Annotated in this window: 17 protein-coding genes; 14 read left to right on the top strand and 3 right to left on the bottom strand. The window is 44.7% G+C overall.

What is annotated here, in order from left to right; translation table 11 throughout:
• Positions 1-263: 263 nt before the first annotated feature.
• From tpiA to DWB79_RS09870, 3 genes are all read left to right on the top strand, one after another.
• Positions 264-1,013: a triose-phosphate isomerase gene (gene tpiA, locus DWB79_RS09880; protein ID WP_016523900.1), complete on the top strand. Its 750-nt coding sequence runs from the start codon at positions 264-266 to the stop codon at positions 1,011-1,013.
• A 317-nt stretch (positions 1,014-1,330) separates the two neighbouring features.
• Positions 1,331-1,690: a hypothetical protein gene (locus tag DWB79_RS09875; RefSeq protein ID WP_016523899.1), complete on the top strand. Its 360-nt coding sequence runs from the start codon at positions 1,331-1,333 to the stop codon at positions 1,688-1,690.
• A gap of 184 nt (positions 1,691-1,874) precedes the next feature.
• A complete protein-coding gene (locus DWB79_RS09870) occupies positions 1,875-2,792 on the top strand; it encodes a nucleotidyltransferase family protein (protein ID WP_016523898.1) in 918 nt (305 codons plus the stop codon).
• 98 nt (positions 2,793-2,890) lie between these two features.
• Here DWB79_RS09870 and DWB79_RS09865 read toward each other — a convergent pair whose 3' ends face one another.
• Complete coding sequence (locus DWB79_RS09865; protein ID WP_016523897.1) at positions 2,891-3,514, bottom strand: hypothetical protein; 624 nt, start codon at positions 3,512-3,514, stop codon at positions 2,891-2,893.
• A 292-nt stretch (positions 3,515-3,806) separates the two neighbouring features.
• Here DWB79_RS09865 and DWB79_RS09860 point away from each other — a divergent pair, with 292 nt between their 5' ends.
• From DWB79_RS09860 to DWB79_RS09830, 7 genes are all read left to right on the top strand, one after another.
• Positions 3,807-4,538 (top strand): hypothetical protein, encoded by a 732-nt coding sequence (locus tag DWB79_RS09860; protein ID WP_016523896.1) that lies wholly within the window; start codon positions 3,807-3,809, stop codon positions 4,536-4,538.
• Positions 4,539-4,773: 235 nt separating this feature from the next.
• Positions 4,774-5,925, top strand: a complete 1,152-nt coding sequence (locus DWB79_RS09855) for a lipid II:glycine glycyltransferase FemX (RefSeq protein ID WP_016523895.1) — start codon at positions 4,774-4,776, stop codon at positions 5,923-5,925.
• A gap of 361 nt (positions 5,926-6,286) precedes the next feature.
• Positions 6,287-8,473 carry a DUF4954 family protein gene (locus tag DWB79_RS09850; protein WP_016523894.1) on the top strand — a complete coding sequence of 729 codons (2,187 nt, stop codon included), beginning with the start codon at positions 6,287-6,289 and terminating at the stop codon, positions 8,471-8,473.
• A gap of 966 nt (positions 8,474-9,439) precedes the next feature.
• The gene (locus DWB79_RS09845) at positions 9,440-9,934 is read left to right on the top strand and encodes a hypothetical protein (protein WP_016523893.1); all 495 of its coding nucleotides are present in this window, start codon (positions 9,440-9,442) and stop codon (positions 9,932-9,934) included.
• An 18-nt stretch (positions 9,935-9,952) separates the two neighbouring features.
• Positions 9,953-11,368, top strand: a complete 1,416-nt coding sequence (locus tag DWB79_RS09840; protein ID WP_016523892.1) for an SPOR domain-containing protein — start codon at positions 9,953-9,955, stop codon at positions 11,366-11,368.
• Between the two features lie 71 nt (positions 11,369-11,439).
• A complete protein-coding gene (locus tag DWB79_RS09835; protein WP_016523891.1) occupies positions 11,440-12,270 on the top strand; it encodes an HAD family hydrolase in 831 nt (276 codons plus the stop codon).
• Positions 12,271-12,286: 16 nt separating this feature from the next.
• Positions 12,287-15,139 (top strand): hypothetical protein, encoded by a 2,853-nt coding sequence (locus tag DWB79_RS09830; protein ID WP_016523890.1) that lies wholly within the window; start codon positions 12,287-12,289, stop codon positions 15,137-15,139.
• 155 nt (positions 15,140-15,294) lie between these two features.
• On the opposite strand, the gene DWB79_RS09825 is transcribed toward DWB79_RS09830, so the two are convergent.
• Positions 15,295-16,671 carry a sigma-54-dependent transcriptional regulator gene (locus DWB79_RS09825; RefSeq protein WP_016523889.1) on the bottom strand — a complete coding sequence of 459 codons (1,377 nt, stop codon included), beginning with the start codon at positions 16,669-16,671 and terminating at the stop codon, positions 15,295-15,297.
• A 3-nt stretch (positions 16,672-16,674) separates the two neighbouring features.
• Positions 16,675-17,877 (bottom strand): two-component system sensor histidine kinase NtrB, encoded by a 1,203-nt coding sequence (locus DWB79_RS09820; RefSeq protein WP_040859665.1) that lies wholly within the window; start codon positions 17,875-17,877, stop codon positions 16,675-16,677.
• 126 nt (positions 17,878-18,003) lie between these two features.
• On the opposite strand from DWB79_RS09820, the gene DWB79_RS09815 reads away from it, so the two are divergent.
• The 4 genes from DWB79_RS09815 (at position 18,004) to DWB79_RS09800 (ending at position 21,858) form a co-directional block, all read left to right on the top strand.
• Positions 18,004-18,663, top strand: coding sequence for an HlyC/CorC family transporter associated domain-containing protein (locus DWB79_RS09815; protein ID WP_016523887.1), 660 nt, complete (start codon positions 18,004-18,006; stop codon positions 18,661-18,663).
• A 24-nt stretch (positions 18,664-18,687) separates the two neighbouring features.
• Positions 18,688-20,139 (top strand): sigma-54 interaction domain-containing protein, encoded by a 1,452-nt coding sequence (locus tag DWB79_RS09810; protein WP_016523886.1) that lies wholly within the window; start codon positions 18,688-18,690, stop codon positions 20,137-20,139.
• A gap of 110 nt (positions 20,140-20,249) precedes the next feature.
• On the top strand, positions 20,250-20,756 hold the full coding sequence (locus tag DWB79_RS09805; RefSeq protein ID WP_016523885.1) for a UvrB/UvrC motif-containing protein: 507 nt from the start codon (positions 20,250-20,252) through the stop codon (positions 20,754-20,756).
• Between the two features lies 1 nt (position 20,757).
• Entirely contained in the window at positions 20,758-21,858 is a 1,101-nt protein-coding gene (locus tag DWB79_RS09800; RefSeq protein ID WP_016523884.1) for a hypothetical protein, read from the top strand.
• Positions 21,859-21,863: the final 5 nt, after the last annotated feature.

Raw genomic sequence — 21,863 nt, 5'->3', positions numbered from 1 at the left:
TTATCTCAAGTTTGCGGTGCAAACTTGATTATTTACATGTGCGCGCATTGCGCGCACGGCTAAAAACTTTTTCGGATGTTGAAACATCCTGCAAAAGTTTTTATAGGAGATGAGATAAAAAGTACCGTCTGAGATGTCGCCGGTACTTTTTATCTCAAGTTTGCGGTGCAAACTTGATTATTTACATGTGCGCGCATTGCGCGCACGGCTAAAAACTTTTTCGGATGTTGAAACATCCTGCAAAAGTTTTTATAGGAGAAGGTATGCGTAGATATTTTATTGCAGGTAACTGGAAAATGCACAAAACAAAGGGAGAAGCCGTAGATTTGGCAAAAGGTGTGGTGGAGGCTGTCAAAGGCGGAAAGCACAAATACATGATTGCTCCTTCCTTTACTGCTCTTGATGCCGTTTCTCAGGTAGTAAAAGGAAGCAATGTTTTGCTTGGTGCGCAGAATATGAGCACCGATGAGCAAGGCGCTCATACCGGAGAAGTGTCCGTATTGCAGCTCAAGGATCTCGGTGTACAGGTTGTTATTCTCGGCCATTCGGAACGGCGTCATATTTACGGGGAAACCGATGCAATGATCAACAAAAAGGTGCGGCTTGCATTGCGGCACGGGCTTGAAGTGATTCTTTGTGTCGGCGAATTGCTGGAAGAACGCGAGGCAGGTCAGGCGGAAACTGTCTGCGCAACTCAAACCGAAAAAGGATTGGAAGGCGTAACCGCACAAGAACTGGCACGGGTTACTATTGCGTATGAGCCGGTCTGGGCAATCGGTACCGGAAAAACGGCAACTCCAGAAGATGCCGATGCGATTCATGCGCATATCAGATCCGTCATTGCGAAGTTATACGGAAAAGCTGCTGCCGATGCAATGGTCATTCAGTACGGCGGTTCGATGAAAGCCGAAAATGCCAAAACATTACTTGCTAAAGAAAATATCGACGGTGGCTTAATCGGCGGCGCCGCACTTAAAGCCGAAACCTTTGCTCCAATCGCTCTATGTGAATAACGCGGAACAAGGCAACCGTACCGCTACTATTTTCAAACGATTGCTTTCTTTTTCATTCGAAATTTTGTTAAAAATTTCGAATGGTTTATTTTAGAAGAAGGGCAACCGCATCAGGTAGGATAGATAAAAATCGCGGAAAAATTGAGACTATGAGACCATTTGAACCGCGAAGAGGTTCAACTCTGGTCGAATAGTCTCAATTTTTCCGCGGGATTGTTAAAAAAATGCCTGATGCGTTTGCCCTGACAGTCGATATTGCAAAGAACGATTTTTCCGTATATACTAAACTCGTTTATTACTTTATAGGAGGATCTATAATGAACAAGAAAATACTTGCGCTATGCGCATTTATGTTGCTCGCTGTTGTCCTGTCTGCACAGACTGTACAGCCTAAAAAGCAAAAAATTAAGGTTGAAGGGCGTGCAAATGCCTCTCTTTATCTAACTGAAATTTATAAAACCGATAACTGGGCAGAATACTATTGTGTATACGAAGAAGATAAGAACACATTTGACGAAAATGAAGCTGAAAAGGTTATGTATGAATTCTTTTCAAATTACAAACGGGATAAAGGCTTTTCTTCCGTTGAAGTTGAAGATTTGAAAGGAGCAACTACCGGTAAGACTACAACAACAATGGAAAAACGTGTTATTTTCCGTCACGTAAACAAACGGTAAACATACGAAAACCTCTAAAATCTTGAGTTTTTAGAGGTTGCCTTTAAGCTTATGTGCATTTAGGGTGTTTTTATAGTGTGATTAATGAACTTTTAGAACGCTGATTGATCCTGAAACGGGTTAATCGGCGTTTTCTTTGAAGCGTTGAATGTATAGAAGTGAGTATTTATGGAGGTAAAATAGAATGAAACCTACATTGTTGGTTTTAGCAGGAGGAATGGGGAGCCGTTACGGCGGTGTTAAGCAAATAGATGCGGTGGGGATGCATAATGAAACATTGCTGGATTATGCAGTCTATGATGCCATGCATAACGGTTTCGGAAAAGTAGTATTTGTTATTCGAAAAGATATTGAAACAGATTTCCGTGCCCGTTTATTTGACCGAATTGCTCGCAATTGTGATGCAGAATATCTGTTTCAGTCCATTGATTCACTGATTGATCCTAAAGAACTCCCTCAAACGATAAACCGCAAAAAACCGTGGGGTACCATTCACGCCGTGCTTTGTGCGGAGAATTCCGTTAAAACTCCCTTTGCTATTATCAATGCAGACGACTATTACGGGCGTAAGGCATATAAGACGATGGCAGATCACTTGTCAACTTTAGACAATTATTCCCCTAACCATGCGATGGTCGGTTATATTTTGGAAAATACGATGAGCGAATCCGGTTCCGTATCTCGGGGGGTATGCAATGTTGAGAACGGAATGCTCGTTTCTATGAAGGAACATACCAAGATTTCTTACGGTGAAGAAAACGGCAAGAGAGTGATCCTTTCCCAGCTCGAAAATGGAGTAACCCATTTAACCGGTAAAGAAACCGTTTCTATGAATCTCTTCGGCTTTAGTCTGAAAGCGTTTGAAGGTTTCCATGCATTCTTTGAAGCATTTATTAAAAAGAATATTGCAAGCGAAAAAGCCGAATGCTTACTGCCGGAAGGCGCCAGTACGCTGGTTACCAAAGGACTTGGCACAATCAAATGTTATACCACCGATGAACGCTGGTTCGGTATGACCTATCCCGAAGACCGCGAAATCGTGAAAAAAGAAATAGCACAAAAAATTAAAGAAAACTATTATCCCGAATTCTTGTGGAAATAATCGGACATATTATTCGGACATATTATAGAGAGGGATCGTTTTGAATTTCCTGAAAATGCAACAACTGAACAAAATTTATACTTTGTTCAGTTGTTGTATTATTGAACATTCTGCGGTCGAAGCATCATTTGTTCCCGTTCGATTTGCTCCATCTCTACCGCATATACTTTATTCAGCTCTCGATATTCGTCGGCAAGGGAACCGCTGATCAACCGCAATAAAGTCATACGATGCGATACTTGTTCATTCAAAAAGCTGTTAAATTCCTCCAGTTTGTTTTCCGTATCGATGGCGGCGAGAGTTTCGCAGCCGGTAAGAAAGGTGTGCGTCATATACAGTATGCGGGCAACAGGATCGGCAAATTGATAGCATTTACGTCGGTTTTTCCCCGCAGCTTTTTTTAGTGTATCTTCGGCTTCCACCATTTCACGGAAAAGTTTTACCGCTTTAGTATTTCCTGCCCGTTTAATGATTTCGCGTATTTCTTTCGATTGTTCTTCTGCCGGCAGCGGTCTAATGCTGCCGGATTCCGTTTTTTCTATCAACAATGAGCTTGCAGGTTTTTGCGGTGCAATATAGTTTGAAAGTTTAACGAATGGGATTGCAAAGGAATCGGCAAGCGACCGAAGTTGTTTGATCTCCTTTTTTGATAATATAAAGGTAAAAATAACGCCGATTATCATAACAGTGAAAGCAAGATGTACCGGATTGAATTGCAGCATAAATCCTCCGTATCTTTTGTACCGCAGTTCCGTTGACTCGTCAATAGAAACCTGCTAGGCTGACGGTGTAAACGCATCTGGTACTTCTTTGAATACCCCCGCAGAATAAGAGATGTTATTCGACCAGAGTTGAACCTCTGCGCGGTTCAAATGGTCTCATAACCTCTTTATTCTGCGCTTTTCATCTAATCTGCCTGATGTGTTTGCCGTCTGCTAGAAAAAAATGTGCGAAGTTTTAAATAAATAAAACTTCTCACGAATATGGCAATTCACGAGGGGATGTATATATAGAATGAAACAAAATAAAACAAATACCCGTGCGCGGGGCGGGGTGACGGTTATCTGTTTTCTTGTAATTCTTGTCGGACAGTTCTATCTGTTACGTAATGTAATTCATACGGAGTCTTTTTCTTTTATTATGATGCCTTGGAGCGCCGAACTTTTTTTTGCATTGGTTTTGATTGCAGCGATTATCTATTTGTTTATTCAGCCGATGGGATGGTACACCAAAAGACGGCTTGCTGCGGCGTTTATACTCCTTATCGCATATAGTGCGCTTACTATTCTCTATTATGAGGTGTTTAAAACCGCTTATCTTACCGGCGCTTCTTTTGAATACGCGAGCAGTGCAGGCGGACTTGTCGGACTTAAATTGGTGCTTGCGGTTGTCGGCGTTACGGCAGGTATTCCTGTCGCAAAACCTATCGACGGACGCGAATATGCAAAACGGCTCCGCGAAAAGGTGGAAAAAAACAATGCTCAACTGACAAAAGAAACCGCGAGCGGTGCGCAGCAAGATTTAATCCGTACAATCAATACATTAAAAGAGACAATGTCCCCGGAGGAATTAGCCGCTTTCTTAAAGGAATTAAAGAGTGCCGATATAGAAAGCGTCTGCAATTCCGGTACTCCTGCTAAAATTTCTTCTGCCCCAGCAGATTCCGATGCTACTTCTTCGTACTCCACATCGGAAGCACAAACCCCGCTTGCAGAAAAATGGCGCGGATGGGGCGGGGGAGCGTAAGCGGATTGTTTTTCTACAGATTAGGTGGTACTCTGATAAGCTAAAACCACCCATGGATTCCGCATCATAATGGCCTAAATTATTGTATGATAATGACTTGCTATAAAATATAATAAAAAATGAGACGCATAAGTTATTATAATATATAGCTTTATAATTTAAATGCGGAAGCCCTGTAAAACCACCTTCAATCCTTTGACAAAAGCTTCTTTTTCCGCTATCGTTTTTGCCAACTATGAATACATTGACGATAAAAGAATGTACCGATATGACGGTGAAAACTCCTGCGCAGCATTTTCTGCAGAGCCGTTTTTGGGCAGAATTTAAAAAGGAGCAAGGCTGGACATATCGGCAATATGAGGTACATAGTCCGGGTACCCGTTCTTTTTTACTCACGGTTTTATTGCGGCAATTGAGTCCCTTCGGTTTTCTTGCCTATATTCCGATGGGTCCGTCTATCCTCATTACGAATGATCCGAGCCTCCCCGAAACGGCGGAAAAACGGAAGCTTTTTCTGGTAAACCTTGCGGAAAAGCTTGTACCGTTGCTGCCTGCTTATGTTTTTTTAATTCGCTTTGACCCACCGTGGGAGTGTGCAATGAAAACTGGAGAAACACAAAAGTTTTCTTCTCAAGATTTTCCGCTTATACCTTGTACCGGCGGAAAAACGCCGTGCAGCTTGCGTAAAGCAGCTTCCGATATTCAGCCGCCCGATACGATTCAGCTTGATTTACAACAGCCGCTTGACGTACTGCTCGCTCAGTGTAAACCGAAGTGGCGCTATAATATCCGGCTTGCCGAAAAAAAAGGTGTGCAGGTACGCTGTTTTTCCGGAAGCCAGGCCGAAGACGCGATACCCGTTTTTTATCAGATTTACCGTGAAACTGCGGCAAGGGACGGCATTGCTATCCATAGCGAAAACTATTACCGCTCGCTTTGTCGGCTTGCCGTCGATCCTGTATTCGACGCCGAACATATTCTTATTTCGGTTTATATTGCTTATTTTGAAGAGAAGCCGCTTGCTGCGATTATCACGCTTTTTTCTTCGAGCGGAGCCGTCTATCTGTACGGCGCTTCTTCAAATGAACACCGTAACCTAATGCCTTCATACCTACTGCAATGGCAGGCAATTCAGAATGCGCAAAAATACGGCTGTAGCTCTTATGACTTCTACGGAATTCCCCCTACTGACGATTCGCACCATCCAATGTATGGTCTGTATCGGTTTAAAACAGGATTCGGCGGAACTATTATTCATCGAGTAGGAACACTTGATATTCCGGTACGAGGCTTCCGCTATCGCCTCTACTCTTATGCGGAGCGATTACGAATGTTTTGGTTTAAAACCGTCAAAAAGAAGATTCGCGTTCATAATCGAAAATCGTAGTGCTTCGGTTTCATATTAGATTTGAGAGGAAAAATACGGCAACCGCATCGTAAATATTTTAAGCGGTTGCCTTCCTTTTGTGCGAAATTTTGCTTAAAATTTCGCACAGTTGATTTCGAAAAAAAGAGCAAACACATTAGACAGGCAAATCAAATTTCGCAGAATAATGAGGCTGGGATTTTTGAAAATAGTCTTACCGTTTGTCTTTTAAAAAGAAACGGGGCATATCCAAGGAGCGAAAACAAATTAACCGCAGGCGTATCTTTGATACGTTGAGGATTAATTTGTTTGCAGCAACGAAGGAGATGGCCGTTTATTTTTAAAAGACGTCTAATGTGTTTGCTCCAGCATTGGAGGAAGTATGCCGGTACGTGTTATAACATCGGATAACTTTGGGGTCAATTTTGTCAATAAATCTTTTCTTACTTCAGGGCGGGATGAATATACCGTTCGTTTTATGCAGAATCCTGCCGAAAAGCATCGATGGCGGCCGCTCACCTTTAACGAAGTTGAAACGCTCATCAAGAACGGAAACACCTGTACTAACTGGAATACCTTTTTGGTGGAAGATCCCTTTACGCCGTCGCTCATTAAAAACTCACTTTTTGCGGGATTGGTGCGGATTTCCTCTTTAACCGAATGTTATCTGCGCTACCATGATTTTATTGTTCCCGCGGGGATTACCAACAGCAAAATTATCTCCTGCGATATCGGAGCAAATTGCGCCGTGCATGACTGCGCCTATCTTGCGCACTATATTGTCGGGAATACCGTCATTTTAAACAGAATAGATGAGATGGCGGCAACCGATCATGCCAAGTTCGGCGAAGGGGTCATTAAAGACGGGGAAGATGAAGCAGTCCGCGTTACAATCGATGTGATGAACGAAGCGGGCGGACGGGAAATTCTCCCCTTTGCGGATATGATTTGCGCCGATGCGTTTATGTGGGCGCGGTACCGCGACGATGCAAAGCTGATGGCGCAGCTGAAAAAGCTGACGCAGGATTCTTGCGATTCCGCCCGCGGTTATTACGGTACCGTCGGCGATAACGCAGTGATTAAAAGCTGTAGGATTATCAAGGATGTCCGATTCGGCGAGGCGGTCTATATTAAGGGCGCCAATAAGTTAAAAAATCTGACCATCCGGTCTTCCGCAGCAGAAGCGACCCAGATTGGGGAAGGAGTTGAGCTGGTCAATGGGATTATCGGATACGGCTGCCGTGTGTTCTACGGCGTTAAGGCAGTGCGCTTTGTGCTCGGAAATAACTGTACGCTCAAATACGGCGCCCGCCTCATTCACTCCGTAATGGGAGATAATTCAACCATCTCTTGCTGCGAAGTATTAAATGCGCTGATCTTTCCCTACCATGAGCAGCATCATAACAACTCATTCCTTATCGCTGCGATGATTCAGGGGCAGTCCAATATGGCGGCCGCCGCTACGGTAGGTTCAAACCACAATACCCGCGGCAACGACGGAGAGATTATCGCCGGTCGGGGATTTTGGCCGGGACTATCCGCAACGCTCAAGCATAACTGCCGGTTTGCTTCCTTTGTGCTGTTGAATAAGGGTAATTATCCTGCCGAACTGGATATTCCTTTTCCGTTCAGCTTGGTCAGCGATAATCTGCGGGATGACTGCCTCGATATTATGCCTGCCTATTTTTGGATGTATAATATGTATGCGCTTGCCCGCAATAACGATAAATTCAAGAAACGGGATAAACGGAAAACAAAGACGCAAAAGATTGAAACCGAGGTGCTTGCCTGCGATACCGCCGGAGAAATTATGTATGCAATGAAATTGCTGGAACACATCTTTGAAACTGCATGGACGGCGGCAGGAAATCAACCCGAAAGCGCTCAACATCTTTTGAGCCATAAACGGGACGAACTGAAAAAACTGCCCCTCACTGCCGAAAACATCGAACATTCCGCCCGCCCGGTGAAGATTCTGCACGGCATTGATGCATGGTATGCGTACCGCGATATGCTCGTATGGTACGGGGTAACCGTTTTGGCAAAATACATCGATGAAACCGGTGCCGACGGTGAGGTGCTTAGCCGTAGTGGTGTATGGAGCCGGTTCAATATTCAAAATGGAACAATCCCGTGGGTCAATGCAGGCGGGCAGCTGATACGCGAGGACGAATATGACCGGCTTCGCAGTAGAATTGGGGCAGGGGAGCTTACTTCGTGGCACGCAATCCACGCCGAATACGACCGGCTCTGGGAACGGTATCCCTTTGACCGCGCAGAACATGCCTATAGCGTACTCTGTCGGCTCGTCGGAGTTTCCGCCCTTACCGGATCGCACTGGCAGGCTTACCTTGACGAAGCGCTCCGCTTGAACCGTTACATCGAAGCTCAGGTTCTTATCACCAAGAAAAAAGACTACACCAATCATTTCCGCGATATTACCTACCGGAATCGCGCGGAGCGGGATGCTGTACTCGGCTATGTGGAAGACAACGCCTTTGTGCAGCAGTCCAAGCAGAATGCACAGCACTATGTTGAGCTTTTTGCACGGGTAGGGGAAAGGTTGTGATGGAATTATGACATGGAGAAAGCTATGGTTTGTAATGTAAATGAAAGGTTCTATAATCCGTATACAAAGAACGGCAAGACACCATGGCAACTGCATTAAAAATATCTTCAACGGGTGCCTTCCTTCTGTGCGAAATTTCATAGGTATAAGGTGAGAGTCTACAATGACGCCGCTCACCTTAACCGTCAAGTTTTCTTTCGAAAACTTGCGTATTGATGTGTGCGCTTTTCGCGCACGAATGCAACAGTTTTCAAAATTCATATTTTGTTCAACTGTTGCATTTTAAGGAAATCAACAACCCCGACGCAAGCGTCGGGGTATGTTGTTCTCATAAGGTGGTTGCAGTCGGCTTTAATACCCTTTGTTACGACGCAAGCGTCGGGGTATTAAACCCTCCGCACGAATAAAATTTCGCACATTTTTTCAGCGAAAGGGTAAACGCATCAGACAGAGTAGAGGGAACCTCTAAAAACTTCAGTTTTTAGAGGTTTTCCTTGATTTTAATTTGCGACGTTTTTAATAAGTCATTTATATTTATAGACTTATTAAAAACTCGACGGGTACCTCTATTCCGAAGGATGCGAAGCAAATCTAACCGAGTTTTTAGAGGTGCCCTAGATATAAATCGCGAAAAAATTGAGACTGTGAGACCATTTGAACCATCTTCAACTGTTGTACATCCGTGTACAACAGTTGAAGGCGAGTTTTGGTGCGTACACCAAAACATCGCTGCACTGATAGGAAGTCAGTGGTTCCAAACAGTATCGAGTTTTTCATCAGAAAAACTCGAAGCTAAAAAATGTACAAGGATGTACATTTTTTAGCGATGCCATCCTTGGCAGTTCTGGTCGAATAGTCTCAATTTTTTCGCGGGGATATTAAAAAAGCGGCCTGATGCGTTTACCCTGTCTCGTTTATCCTTTATCCTTTTTTTATTTTGCCGATATTGATTACGGAGAATATACTATGAAAAAGCGGATACCGATAGTGCTTTTATGCTGCACTATGCTGTATGGTGCGGTATATGCGAAAACAATCGGTTTTGCTTGTATCTATAATTCCGATGCACCGACCGGAGCAGACGAGCTTACGGCAGCGCTTGAAACAGAGCTTTTTGATTTCTGTTTTGATCAAGGGATGATAGCAACCAGTAGCGAATATATAGTAGAAAACTATGAACGGTACAAGGATAATGCTTCTCTGCTCAAACGCTTCGATTCATCGATTGACTATTTAGTTGCGCTGTATTGCGAATATCAGCAAGCTTTTGGCGATACTGTAAATAGACAAAGACCGGTCATTGAATGGAAGAACCTCGAATGGAAGTTCATCGATTTTTCCTCTCAAAATATCATTTTTGAAGAGAAGATCGACCCGAAAACAATACCGGAAATTGAATTAAGGCGGAAAATAAAAAGCGCCGGTCAAGCTATCGGTACAAGTATGTTGGAAACTTTATAGGGTAAAAAGGGGATACAGATGATCAAAAAAACAATAACTGTCCTGAGTATGTTGGTACTAAGCGCTGCACTGATGTGGGCAATATGGGAAGGTAATGCGGCTGCGGGATCACAGGAAGATTTTCCTTCAGGGCTCTTTGCCTCCAGCGATTTATTCCCTAAGTATACGCTTATCGAAATTACCAATTTGGAACAAAATACCACATCCCGTGCCGTGGTTATTGGCGATATGGGATCTGACGGATTACTGGTAAAAGTGTCACCCGATGTGGCGAAAGCTTTATCAATCAAAGAGGGAAGCATCGCGCGTGTGCGAGTATCAGTACCGCCGCTTGTAGCCGAGGAAGGCGCCGATCCGGTACTGTTAGGTAAAGTTGAAGAAAAACAACCTGTTCCAACGGCGACCCCTGCAAAACCGGCAAAAGAGAATTCTCAATCTATCCCAGCAGAGGAACCGGTGCAAACCGAAACGGAAGAACCGATATCACCGATAGCTGAAGTTGAAGAACCTGTACAGCCTGAACCCGTACCGGAGGAACCGGTGGCTCCGATAGCCGAAGTATCGGAACCCGTTTTACCGGAACCGGAAATCGTACCGGCTCCTGCTGCCGTTTCCGAGGTACCCGAACCTGCAGTGTTTTCTGCATCATCCGAATATTCTGCAGAGGCTGAAAAACCGGTGCCGGATGCCCCTCCCATGCAAGAACCGCCGATGCAAGAAGGAAGCGAATCTTCCGGAGAATATACAAAACCGGTACTACAAGTTGCAGAAATAGCTGCTCCGGAAACTGCGTCGGAGTTAAATGAGTTTCTGTCACCGGTACCGGAAGTGTCAACGCCAATTGAACCGGAACCGGTAATTGTCGATGAAGCGAAACCTGAAAAAGACGAGGAAGAGCCGGTAGCTGAACCGGAGCTTCTTGCTGTTGAGCCGACTGAAGAACAGGCAGAAGAAACGGAGGAATTGCAAGACGAACCGGAGGTTGTTGTCGCTCAAGAAACTGCGGTAGAGAAAGAGTTGGAAAATAACACTACTGAAAATGAGTTGATGACAGAAAATCATGTTATGCTGGTGCCATCGGAGCCGCGCGAACCGGTGAGAGAATACATCCCTGTTCCGAAAGAACCTGAAAAACCGGCAGTACCTGTTGAACCGGTCGTTACGCAGCCTGCAGAAGAACTCTATACTGCGAATGTTTTGACAAAGGGATCATTTTATGTACAAGTCGGACGGTTTAAGGATATTCTGAATGTGGAAAGCTTTGTACAAATGTACGGTAAACGGTATCCCGTTGCTATAGAAAAATCTTCTACAGTGAAAGATGTCTTTTACAAGGTTTATATCGGACCGCTGAAAAAAGATGAACGAGGCGCAGCCTTGGAAACCTTTCAAAAATTAGGCTTTAAAGATGCTTTCTTAAAAAAGGCGCCATAAGATACAACAGGGCGCTGCGTTGCTAAAGATAACAAGGTGATGAGCGGCGTCCTAACATAAAAGGGGTGGGAATGGATTTTCAACGGAAAAAAGACTTTTTAGTCTGTATCGACAGCGACGGCTGTGCTATGGATACAATGAACCTCAAGCACTACCGTGCTTTCGGGCCGGAGCTGGTAAAAATATTTAATTTGCAGGATCATGCGGAACCGATTCTGCACTATTGGAATAAGGTAAACCTGTTCAGCAAAAAGCGGGCAATAAATCGCTTCAAGGGCTTTTTTGAGGTATGTCGGTATATCGATAAGCATTTTGTTCCCGTTGACGGATTGGAAGCGTATGAACACTTTCTCAATTCGGGCGGACAGTTGTCAAACGAAGGCATCAGGCAGGCATATCAAACTATCGGTCATCCTATTTTTGCACTCGCAGAACAATGGTCGATTAATGTAAATAAGACTATTGCTTCAATACCGCTGGAAGATCGAATTCCATTCCCCTATGTTTACGAAAGTATCGAAACCATTTATGCCGTTGCCGATATAGCTGTTGTCAGTTCTGCCAATAATGCGGCGGTTACTGCCGAATGGGAGCAAGCCGGTTTAACAAAATTTGTGAACGGTATTTTTACGCAAGAAAACGGCAGTAAAAAGCAAGTGCTTGCCTCATTGAAACAGACCGGCGGATATAAAGACGGATGTATATTAAAAATCGGTGATGCTCCCGGAGATTTACAGGCAGCGCAAAGTAATATCGTGTTCTTTTATCCGATTATTCCTGAAAAAGAAGCAGAGAGTTGGCTTCAGTTAAAAAACACCTACTTGCACCTCTTTATCAATGAACAATATGCCGACTGTGAACAACAGCTCATTGACCGATTTTATTCTGAACTTGAAGATTAACTTTTGAGGATTAACCGTGAATCAGTATAGAAAAAATATATCGAAATTATTAGTAATATTCTGTTTTTTCATTTCTGTAACAGCTCCGGCGTTTACAGAACAGCTTCAGTCTGTCAAAACCAAGTATTTTGAAATTATCTATAAGGAAGCATCGGCTCCTTCTGCAGCGCTGCTGACAGAATATGCCGATGGTTATGCCGATGAGATATGTGCTGCTCTACAGCAAAAAATCAAAGGGCGCATACCGGTGTATCTTGTATCCGATACGGAAGAACTCAACGGATATTTTACACGGAGACCGCATCGCCGTATTGTCATCTATGATGCTGGTATTACGGATGGAACACTCGGTAATTTGCCCGACACACTCTTGCAAGTTTTTTACCATGAACTTACTCACGCCCTTACGCTTGACGTTCCTTTTTCTCTTTTAAATATTTTACCGATGTCTTTTGTAGAAGGAGCGGCTGTTTCTTTTGAAAGTTTGCATGGACAAGGGCGTTTGAATGATCCGTTGATTCGGCAGTATTTAATTCAGAATAAAATCGATGGTACAACTCCAACGTGGAAAGAAGCTGCAAGTGCACGGGATATGTATCCAACCGGATTATGGCCGTATATCTATGGCGGTTATTTTGCCGACTATTTGCAAAAACTGTATGGCATGGAGACATATTCAAAACTGTGGAAACTGGGATGGAGACTTTTTATACCGGGAAAATTTAAGTCTATTTATGATAAAGAAGTAAGCGCCGCATGGAATCAATTTATCAATACTATTCCGATGCCGGAAAAACTGAATGAACCGGTTCCCTTTGCCCCTCAGACAAAAAAATCGGGATATAGCGCTCTTGCAGCTTCCCATGACGGTTTTGCCTATTATGATTTTGACAATCAAGCAGTATATTTTACGCACGTAAACATCGATAATGCAGATAATACCATTGAAGTCTCCGCCCCTATTAAGCTTTTTACGGCGGATTTTTCGTTAAATCAACTGTCTTTTTCGGAGGACGGCTCCCTTCTTGCTGTCTCGGATTCTGTTGAAACAAGTAGTAAGACATGGCAAAAACGCTCACGTATTTTTGATATGAAAAAACGTCGGTTTATCGGTAAACCGATACTATCAAGTATGGCGGCGTGTTTTGTCGACGATCAGACACTCTGTTCAATAATGTTAAAAAATCAATCGTTTTCTGCAGTGTTGATTGACCGCACTACACAGGAAGTTAAAAAAGTTTTATATACGGCCGGTCCCGGCCAATCCTTTGCCTCATTATATAGCCCCTGTTATATCGGAGAAGGGCAGGTTGCCCTTATTGCAGCAAATGGGGTAAAACGTACTATTTTACGTATCGATACCGAAACAGGCATGCTATCATCATTGCCCGAACAAGACATCCCGTATGCAATCCGCTACTTACAATCGGTAAAAAGCGGTAATGAGTATGTCCTTGCTTTCTCTTGGGCTGAGATGAATATGCTCTATCGGCTCGGCCTTTATTACCCTAAAAGCGGCACCGTAAAAACACAGCAAACCGATATTTCCGGCGGTGTGTTCTTTCCTATTCTACTGCCGGAAAAACAGCAGCCCTCGAATGAGGTCGGCAATCATTCCATCATTTACGTAGGGCAGCACGGTACCTATCACCGTTTATATACTATAAAGGAAGCGGATCTTACGGTAAAGACTATCCAGCCGGCAGCTATGACTATTCAGCCGGATATACCGGCATCGACCACCAAGCTTCCTCATCTTGAGCTTCTCAATCCGAGCAGGTATCAGCCGCTCACATGGCTGTGGCGGGCAAAGGTACGGCCGACAGCCAATATTCCTGCCAATATACGGCGTTACGGAGGATACGGTATCGGGATAAAACTGGCTATGCTTGATCCTACGGAGACAATCGAAGTTAATTCTTCATTGCTATTTCTGCTAAAGCCCTTTTTTACACAAATAAAAGCCGATGCAGCCCATCACTTTAAGCCTATTTCGTTAAATATGAATGTCTTTGATCAACTTGATACAAAGACGTTTACCTACCGTAAAACCGGATTTGGCGTCGGTGCAAGCAGCGTTATTCCGCTTTCCTATTCATGGGAAATGTTTAAACTCTCTTATATGGCAACAGCAGCATGGATAGCGCCTCTATCCGATATCGGTAAAACCTACTATCCGCTTCCATACAAGTATACGGTACTTGCACATGAAGGGCAGCTTTATTACCGAAATGTCCGCAGTTCCCGCATAATACGCTCTCCTTTTTTTGCAAAGGATTTACAGGGCGTCATCATATCAAGCTCTCTTGCACATGCATACTGCGTTGAACAAAAAGCCAATGCTGCCGTTTTTCAGGCATCGTTTGACGGCTATATCCCTGTAGTACCGCTTCGCTTTACTTTGAGCGGTTATCTTGGATTCAATGCACAGTTTAATCCTTTAAACGGAACATATTCGCATATTGCTGCTCATTACCCTGTTACGGAAACCAATTATTTTCCCTCTTTTGCGGCATATAATACCGATGCAATGCGGCAGAAATTTGATTCGCTTGGAACAGGTAAAGTGTCGGGAGGAATATCCGGTGTATGCGATCTTACATTTTTCAGCTATGACGTGCAAAACGGCAGTTCTTTCTTACCGCTGTTTATAAACCGTATATCCTTTCATACCGGCTATGCATGGATACTGACAGGGAATTTCGCTTCAAAAGCGCATAGCGGCGGCTTTCTCTATTTGGATACCCTCTATGTAAACTGCCTTGTGGCATTAAACAGATCGGTAGAGATTGGGGGAGAGTATATGCATCCGGTTCGGACGTTTTTACGGCCGGGAGTTTTCCGATTTGTCGTTGGCGTAAACCTGTAAGAGCTTTGTTTTCAATGTTGTCTGCCGGTTTACTAGACCTGTTCGATAACTTCGTTGTCGAACAGGTAGACGAGTTCAAAATTGCACAGATAGCATGATGCGTGAACATCGCATTTCAAGGTAACCTGTTCCGAACTGAAAGTCTCCGAACAAGGTTACTCCGCACCCGAACCGGCGGCATCGGTAGCATGTGCCGCAAACTCATCGAGCTTTCTATGCAGGGTTTTGCGCCCGATGCCGAGTATATCGGCGGTTTTCGATTTATTCCCGTTATAAGCTGCGAGGGTTTCCATGATGATGTGCCGTTCCGCTTCGGCGAGGGGAGTGCCGATTTGGATGCGGATGGAAGAGGTTTGCTCCGCTTCGCGTACCGGTTCGGGTAAATCGGATAGGCGAATGGTATCGTCAGAACTCATCACGACAGCGCTTTCCAGACAGTTCCGCAGCTGCCGGATATTACCGGGCCAGTCGTAGGCGTAGAGCGCCGCGCGGGCTTTCGGCTCAATGGCGGTAATCTGTTTTGCGTTTTCTTCCGTAAATTCCTTGATAAAGGCGGCAATCAACAGCGGGATATCCTCTTTCCGTTCCCGCAGCGGTGGCACGTGGATGTGGACGACATTCAGACGGTAATACAGATCGCTTCTGAACGTACCGGCGGCGACTTCCTTTTCAAGATCGCGGTTGGTTGCCGTAATAAGACGAGTATCTACCGTGATTGACTTTTCGCCGCCCACCCGCTCAAACTGCTTTTCCTGCAGTACGCGCAGTATTTTTATCTGCAAACTCTGATTGATTTCTCCAATTTCATCCAAAAAGATCGTGCCGCCGTCCGCGAGTTCAAAGCGTCCCCGCTTTTGACTAACCGCACCGGTATATGCGCCCTTTTCGTGCCCAAACAGTTCGCTTTCCAGCAAGCTTTCCGCAAGCGCGGCACAGTGTACCTTAACATAGCTGTTGTTTTTCCGCGGAGAAAGGTTGTGTATTGCACTTGCGATCAGTTCCTTGCCGACGCCGCTTTCGCCGGTGATAAGCACGGAGGCGCGGGAGGGCGCCACCTTTCTGATCATCTCAAAGACATGCTCCATCGCCGCGCTCTTCCCGATGATGTGCTCGAATGTTTTATCCGACTGCATTTGCTCGACAAGTTCACGGTGCTGCAATACCAGTTCACGGTTCTGGAGAGCGCGTTTTACTAGCAAAGAAAGCCGATCAAGGTCGAGCGGCTTGGTTAAAAAATCGTAAGCGCCCATGCGCATCGCTTCGACGGCGGTTTCGACGGTACCGTGTCCGGTCAGCACGATAACCGGCACGCCCGGTGTTTCCGAAGTTACCCTGCGGAGAATTTCCTGCCCGCCGACGCCCGGCATCCGCAGGTCGGTGATAACGAGATCCACCACCTCAGACAGCGCTTTTTGCAGGCCGTCAGTTCCGTCTTCCGCAGTCAGTACCTCGTACCCTTCGTCCTCAAGCGCCATCTGGAGTCCTTCGCGGATATTTTTTTCGTCATCGATAACTAAAATTTTAAACTTCATGCCTTATACTCCTGTGTTGCGTGTACTGTCGGTGCTTTGTGCGGTGCGGGCTTCCAATAAGAGCGGTTTTTCGCTGCGGGTAATGGGTAAAATAAATGTGAAGCGGGTGCCTTTTCCCACTTCCGAATGTACCTGAATATCTCCGCCGTGCTCTTTCATCACCTTATACGTCATCGTAAGCCCAAGCCCGCTGCCGTCCGGTTTTGTTGTAAAATAAGGTTCAAAAATTTTATGCAGTATATCGGGTGGAATGCCTTTTCCCGTATCGGTAATGGCGATATATACGTTTTCTTCGTCATACCGTGTGGTGATGCCAAGTTCTCCGCCCGAAGGCATCATCGCGGCTTTTGCATTGGTTAAGATATTCATCAATGCTTGCCGTAAAAAGCGTTCGTCCGCTTGAATAATCGGTAGTTCACTGTCAAGCTGAGAAACAAAAGAGATGCCGGCGGCGGAAAATTCTTCCTGAAAGGTTGTAAAAAGATTTTTGATAAGTTCGTTAACATTGACCGGTGCAAATTCGCATTGGAGCGGTCGCACAGCAAAGAGAAAATCTACGACTATCTTATTTAACCGCTCGATTTCTTCTTCCACTACATCAAGGTGTTTTTGCGCCTTTGCGTTAATTTCCAAATTACATGCTTTAAAGTTTTTCCGCAGCAGTTGGACGTGGATACTGATGGCCGCAAGCGGATTTTTTATTTCGTGAGCAACTGCCGCCGCAAGGTTGGTAAGGCTCGCAAGGTTTTCAAGCCGCCGGTTATTGATTTCTTCCCGCTTTCGCTGCGTAATATCTTCAACGGTAATAATCGTACCGCGTACTCTTTTTTCTTTTACGAGCGGCAGTACCGAAATTTCAATATATTGGTTCCCCTCGTCGGCAACAATAACAAATTCCTCTGCCGTTCTCGCTTCTTCATTCCGTATCACCATATAGATAAAATCCGCTAACTTTGCATCGGAAATAGATTTCCACAACGGTCGGTCGGGGCTTTCCGTAAGCGGGATGCCAAGGATACGTGAAGCAGCTCGGTTGGTTTTTATGATCGTATGATCGGAATCCAGAATGATAACGCCGTTGGTAAGCGAATCCATCATCGCATCAAAGAGCGCATAATCATCGACAATCAACTGAATAAAAGAGCGCAGCTGCGAATCGTTCATACGCGGCAGTTTCTGCAGCGCACGGCTCATAAATTCTCTCATGTAGCAAGTATAACGCAAAACGGTAAAAAGCGCAAATTTTAGCACTATCTTATCGGGATAACTACATTCGGTGTTTTTTTAAATTAACTCTTTTCTTTTGAGAATTTCAGTGTATAATATTCGATAATGAATAAATTAAAAGCGAAACTGAACAAACAAAACCTTAGACGATATTTAGGTTTGATGGCGAGTTATACGGAAATTTTACTCGCATTGGTAGTCATTATCGGGATATTACTCCTCTGTATTCGGGTTCTGGTACAGCTGAAAGGCTTTATCATCAGTACGTTTGCAGGTACGGAGGTTCCCTCATTTGCGGAATTTCTTTCGACGGTATTCGAGCTGGTTATCGGTATCGAGTTTGTAAAGATGCTCACAAAGCATACGCCGGGTAGCGCTATCGAGGTGCTTTTGTATACGATTGCCCGTGCGCTCATTATGGATCATAGCAGTATGCAGAGTTCTCTGTTAGGTGTTATCGCTATCGCAATCCTTTTTGCCGTCCGTAAGTATTTCAATGATCCTGAAGTACATAATCATGAAACCGGCGGTGATTATATCGTAAACGGCGGTATCAGTATGACAGAGGTTAATAAGCGGCTTGATGCCGATTTTGACGAATCCTACGGGCACACCGTTGCGGGTTATCTATTCAATTATTTACAGGCGATTGGAAAAAAACCGACAGTCGGATGCGAAGCTCAAATCGGTGAGTATATGTTCCAAGTATATGATATGGAAGGAGAACTCATCCGGCATATTAAGATAACTCCATTAAAATCATAAAAAAAATAATAGAGAGGGTCGCAGATGGCTGAGTATGAATGTTTGAGAAAAGATTCTTGTCCGATCCGCTTGGATGCGGAAAAACAGCTTGATTCCATTATTGAAAATATGTTTGACGGTATTTACATCACTGACGGAGATGCCAATACGTTGCGGGCAAATAAAGCTTATGAAGTGATTACCGGTATTTCTCGCGACGATATCATGGGCTGTAATATGAAGCAGCTTGAAGAGGGCGGTACTATCTCTCAGTCGGGTTCTTTAATCGCAATCCGGACAGGTAAGCCGGTAACGCTCCGGCAAAAATTCAGTACAGGGCGTCAGGCACTGATTACCAGTACGCCGGTATTCGGCCCGAACAATAAGATCGAAATGGTAATTACTAATGTCCGGGATATGACTGAAATTCATCATCTGAGGGAAGAAATAGAATTCCGGAACGAGGAACGGCTGCGCCTGCATAAAGAATTGGAGCATATCAGAACTCAATTCCTCGATAAAACGGATTTTATTGCCGCCGATAAGGTAACGCTTTCCCTTATCCGTATGGCGGATAAGGTTGCTCCGCTTGATACAACGGTGATGATCAGCGGTGAAACAGGTGTCGGTAAAGAGGTATTTGCCCAATATGTCCATAGCCAAAGCCGCCGTAATAAAAAATCGTTTATCAGTGTGAACTGCGGCGCTATTCCCGCAAATCTGATAGAAAGCGAGCTATTCGGCTATGAACGGGGCGCTTTTACCGGTGCTGATAAGAACGGCAAGGCAGGGCTTTTTGAGGTTGCCGATCAAGGAACCATCTTCCTCGATGAAATCGGTGAGCTGCCCCTGAATATGCAGGTAAAGCTGTTGCGGGTTTTGCAAGAACATGAGGTAAAGCGTATCGGCGGTACAAAACCCATTCCGGTAGATATACGTGTCATTGCGGCGACAAACCGTAACTTAGAGGAAATGGTCAAAAAAAAGAAGTTCCGCAAAGACCTGTATTACCGGATGATGGTGTTTCCGCTGCACATTCCGCCGCTCCGCGAACGCCGCAACGATATTATCCCGCTGGCGGAGCTGTTCCTTGAACAGCTCAATCGGAAATATGCATTCCGTAAATACTTTTCTGATGCGGCGCTCCGGCTGATGGTTGAGTACGAGTGGCCGGGAAACATCCGCGAGCTGCGGAATATTGTGGAACGTGCGGTTATCGTTACCGACAGCGACGAGATTACGGCTATGAATACGTTTATTACTCCCTGTAAACAGCAGGCAGAACCTTTGTACATACCGGTAAAGCAGCCTGATAGCGTACACAATTTAAAGGCTGCGCTTGCGGATATAGAAGCAGAATATATCGATTTTGCGTATAAAACCTACGGTAATGTGCGGCTTGCGGCGGAAAGTCTTGGAATGTCTCATGCGACCTTTGTCCGTAAGCGCCAACGGCATACCGCATCTCGCGAAATAAACGAAAAACCCTCAGCATAGCGAAGCAATTAAAACCTTAATACTGCCGGCTCCTTGATTTTATCAATCATTGCCTGTATGCTTCTAGCGTATATGCAAGGAAATAACATCACCTTGAGGAGTAGTGCAGCATGATATGTCAGATATGCGGAAAGCATAATGCCTCTATGCTCGTGCGGCAAATTATAGACGGAAAGGCTAAAGAACTGTATATTTGCAGGGCATGCGTTAAAAGGCACCATCTTTATTCCGGTAACAAGGAAATGCATCTTTCGCTTAAAGCTATTTTTGACGGGCTTATACCTCAATTAGAAACTTCGGAAGAGGCAAGGGATAGTGTTCACCCTCTGGCGTGTCCCGATTGCGGAATGCCGCTCAGCCGTGTCAAAGAAAAGAAAATCCTCGGCTGCCCTCGCTGTTTTTTTTATTTCCGCGATACCGTACTAAAACTTATGCAAGAAACTTCCGGAGAGGTCTTTTATGCAGGAAATCTCCCCCCTCAGCCGGAAACGTTTTCGGGCACGGCAGTTTCGTTGCAACATCTTGAAGAGGAACTGCAAAAGGCGGTAGAAAATGAAGAGTATGAACTGGCAGCATACCTCCGCGATAAGATAAAAGAACAGGAGGTGTCATCCTAGTATGTTTGCCGCTTCGAATGCATGGTATACCTATTCCGGAAACGACAACGATACGGTTCTTTCTTCGAGGGTACGTATTGTACGGAATTTAAAGAACTACCGCTTTCCTCCGACACTCGGAAAAGAAGATGCGGAAACGGTATACCGGACTGTCGTATCTGCATTTCAAGATCTGCCTCCTTCCAACGGTTTTCATCCCATCCGGCTCGATACCTTGGATGCAATAGCAAAAAAGATTTTTGAAGAGCGGAATATCATTCCTGCCAATCTGGAGCGAAATTTCGGTACGGGGGTTATTGTCCGTGACGATGGTATTCTTTCGGCAACTGTGAATGTGAAAGATCATATTAGGCTTTCAGCATTCTATGCGGGTTTTGAACTTCAAAAATGCTTTATGCTGGGAAAGAATATCATCGATACATTGGCTGAAACGCTGGAGTTCAGCGCAGTGCAGGATTTCGGGTATTTATCTTCGGATGTGATGAATATCGGGAGCGGGATTAAATGTTCGGTTTTGTGTTCGCTGCCCGGTCATTCGCTGACGAACAAAATACAGGGAAAGATAGAGGCGCTTACAAAGCAAAATTTTGAAGTACACGCCTATTATGCACAGAATACTAAACGGCTGCTCGGTTATTTGTACCTCATTTCTACTAAAAGCGCCGCGGGCTATACCGATGAGGTGCAAATCAGTATGATAACGTCTGCGATTCGGGAACTCATCAATGAAGAGCGGGAATTGCGGGATTCATTGGTAAAAACGCAGCTGTGGCGTATTCAAGATGATGTCATTAAGGCGTTTAGTATTGCGAAAAATGCATACTTGCTCGATGTAAAAGATACAATAGACCTTGTATTCAAGATAAAACTCGGCATCAATCTCGGCTTTATCGAAGGTTTAAGTCCGGAAGCCTGTCTTGCGCTTCTGTATCAAACTCAAACCGCCCATATCGCCTTTTTGATGTTGAACGGTACGTTTCATCTTGAAGAACCCTTTCAGCTGGATGAACTTCGTATTGAGCGTATCCGCGCGATTTTAGTACAGGAGATCTTAAAACGGGCTGAGCTGCGGATACAAAACTCCGCAAAAAACGGACTGTAGAAACA

It is taken from the genome of Treponema medium (genome assembly GCF_017161265.1).
In the GTDB taxonomy this organism is placed as follows: domain Bacteria; phylum Spirochaetota; class Spirochaetia; order Treponematales; family Treponemataceae; genus Treponema; species Treponema medium.
This window is presented reverse-complemented; position numbering and strand designations above follow the sequence as displayed.

Bases quoted from the DNA above. Each gene is read 5' to 3' on its own strand.
- DWB79_RS09845 (WP_016523893.1), top strand. From the start codon at position 9,440: ATGAAAAAGCGGATACCGATAGTGCTTTTATGCTGCACTATGCTGTAT.
- tpiA (WP_016523900.1), top strand. From the start codon at position 264: ATGCGTAGATATTTTATTGCAGGTAACTGGAAAATGCACAAAACAAAG.
- DWB79_RS09840 (WP_016523892.1), top strand. From the start codon at position 9,953: ATGATCAAAAAAACAATAACTGTCCTGAGTATGTTGGTACTAAGCGCT.
- DWB79_RS09820 (WP_040859665.1), bottom strand. From the start codon at position 17,877: ATGAGAGAATTTATGAGCCGTGCGCTGCAGAAACTGCCGCGTATGAAC.
- DWB79_RS09870 (WP_016523898.1), top strand. From the start codon at position 1,875: ATGAAACCTACATTGTTGGTTTTAGCAGGAGGAATGGGGAGCCGTTAC.
- DWB79_RS09835 (WP_016523891.1), top strand. From the start codon at position 11,440: ATGGATTTTCAACGGAAAAAAGACTTTTTAGTCTGTATCGACAGCGAC.
- DWB79_RS09850 (WP_016523894.1), top strand. From the start codon at position 6,287: ATGCCGGTACGTGTTATAACATCGGATAACTTTGGGGTCAATTTTGTC.
- DWB79_RS09815 (WP_016523887.1), top strand. From the start codon at position 18,004: ATGAATAAATTAAAAGCGAAACTGAACAAACAAAACCTTAGACGATAT.
- DWB79_RS09805 (WP_016523885.1), top strand. From the start codon at position 20,250: ATGATATGTCAGATATGCGGAAAGCATAATGCCTCTATGCTCGTGCGG.
- DWB79_RS09810 (WP_016523886.1), top strand. From the start codon at position 18,688: ATGGCTGAGTATGAATGTTTGAGAAAAGATTCTTGTCCGATCCGCTTG.
- DWB79_RS09825 (WP_016523889.1), bottom strand. From the start codon at position 16,671: ATGAAGTTTAAAATTTTAGTTATCGATGACGAAAAAAATATCCGCGAA.
- DWB79_RS09855 (WP_016523895.1), top strand. From the start codon at position 4,774: ATGAATACATTGACGATAAAAGAATGTACCGATATGACGGTGAAAACT.
- DWB79_RS09865 (WP_016523897.1), bottom strand. From the start codon at position 3,514: ATGCTGCAATTCAATCCGGTACATCTTGCTTTCACTGTTATGATAATC.
- DWB79_RS09875 (WP_016523899.1), top strand. From the start codon at position 1,331: ATGAACAAGAAAATACTTGCGCTATGCGCATTTATGTTGCTCGCTGTT.
- DWB79_RS09800 (WP_016523884.1), top strand. From the start codon at position 20,758: ATGTTTGCCGCTTCGAATGCATGGTATACCTATTCCGGAAACGACAAC.
- DWB79_RS09860 (WP_016523896.1), top strand. From the start codon at position 3,807: ATGAAACAAAATAAAACAAATACCCGTGCGCGGGGCGGGGTGACGGTT.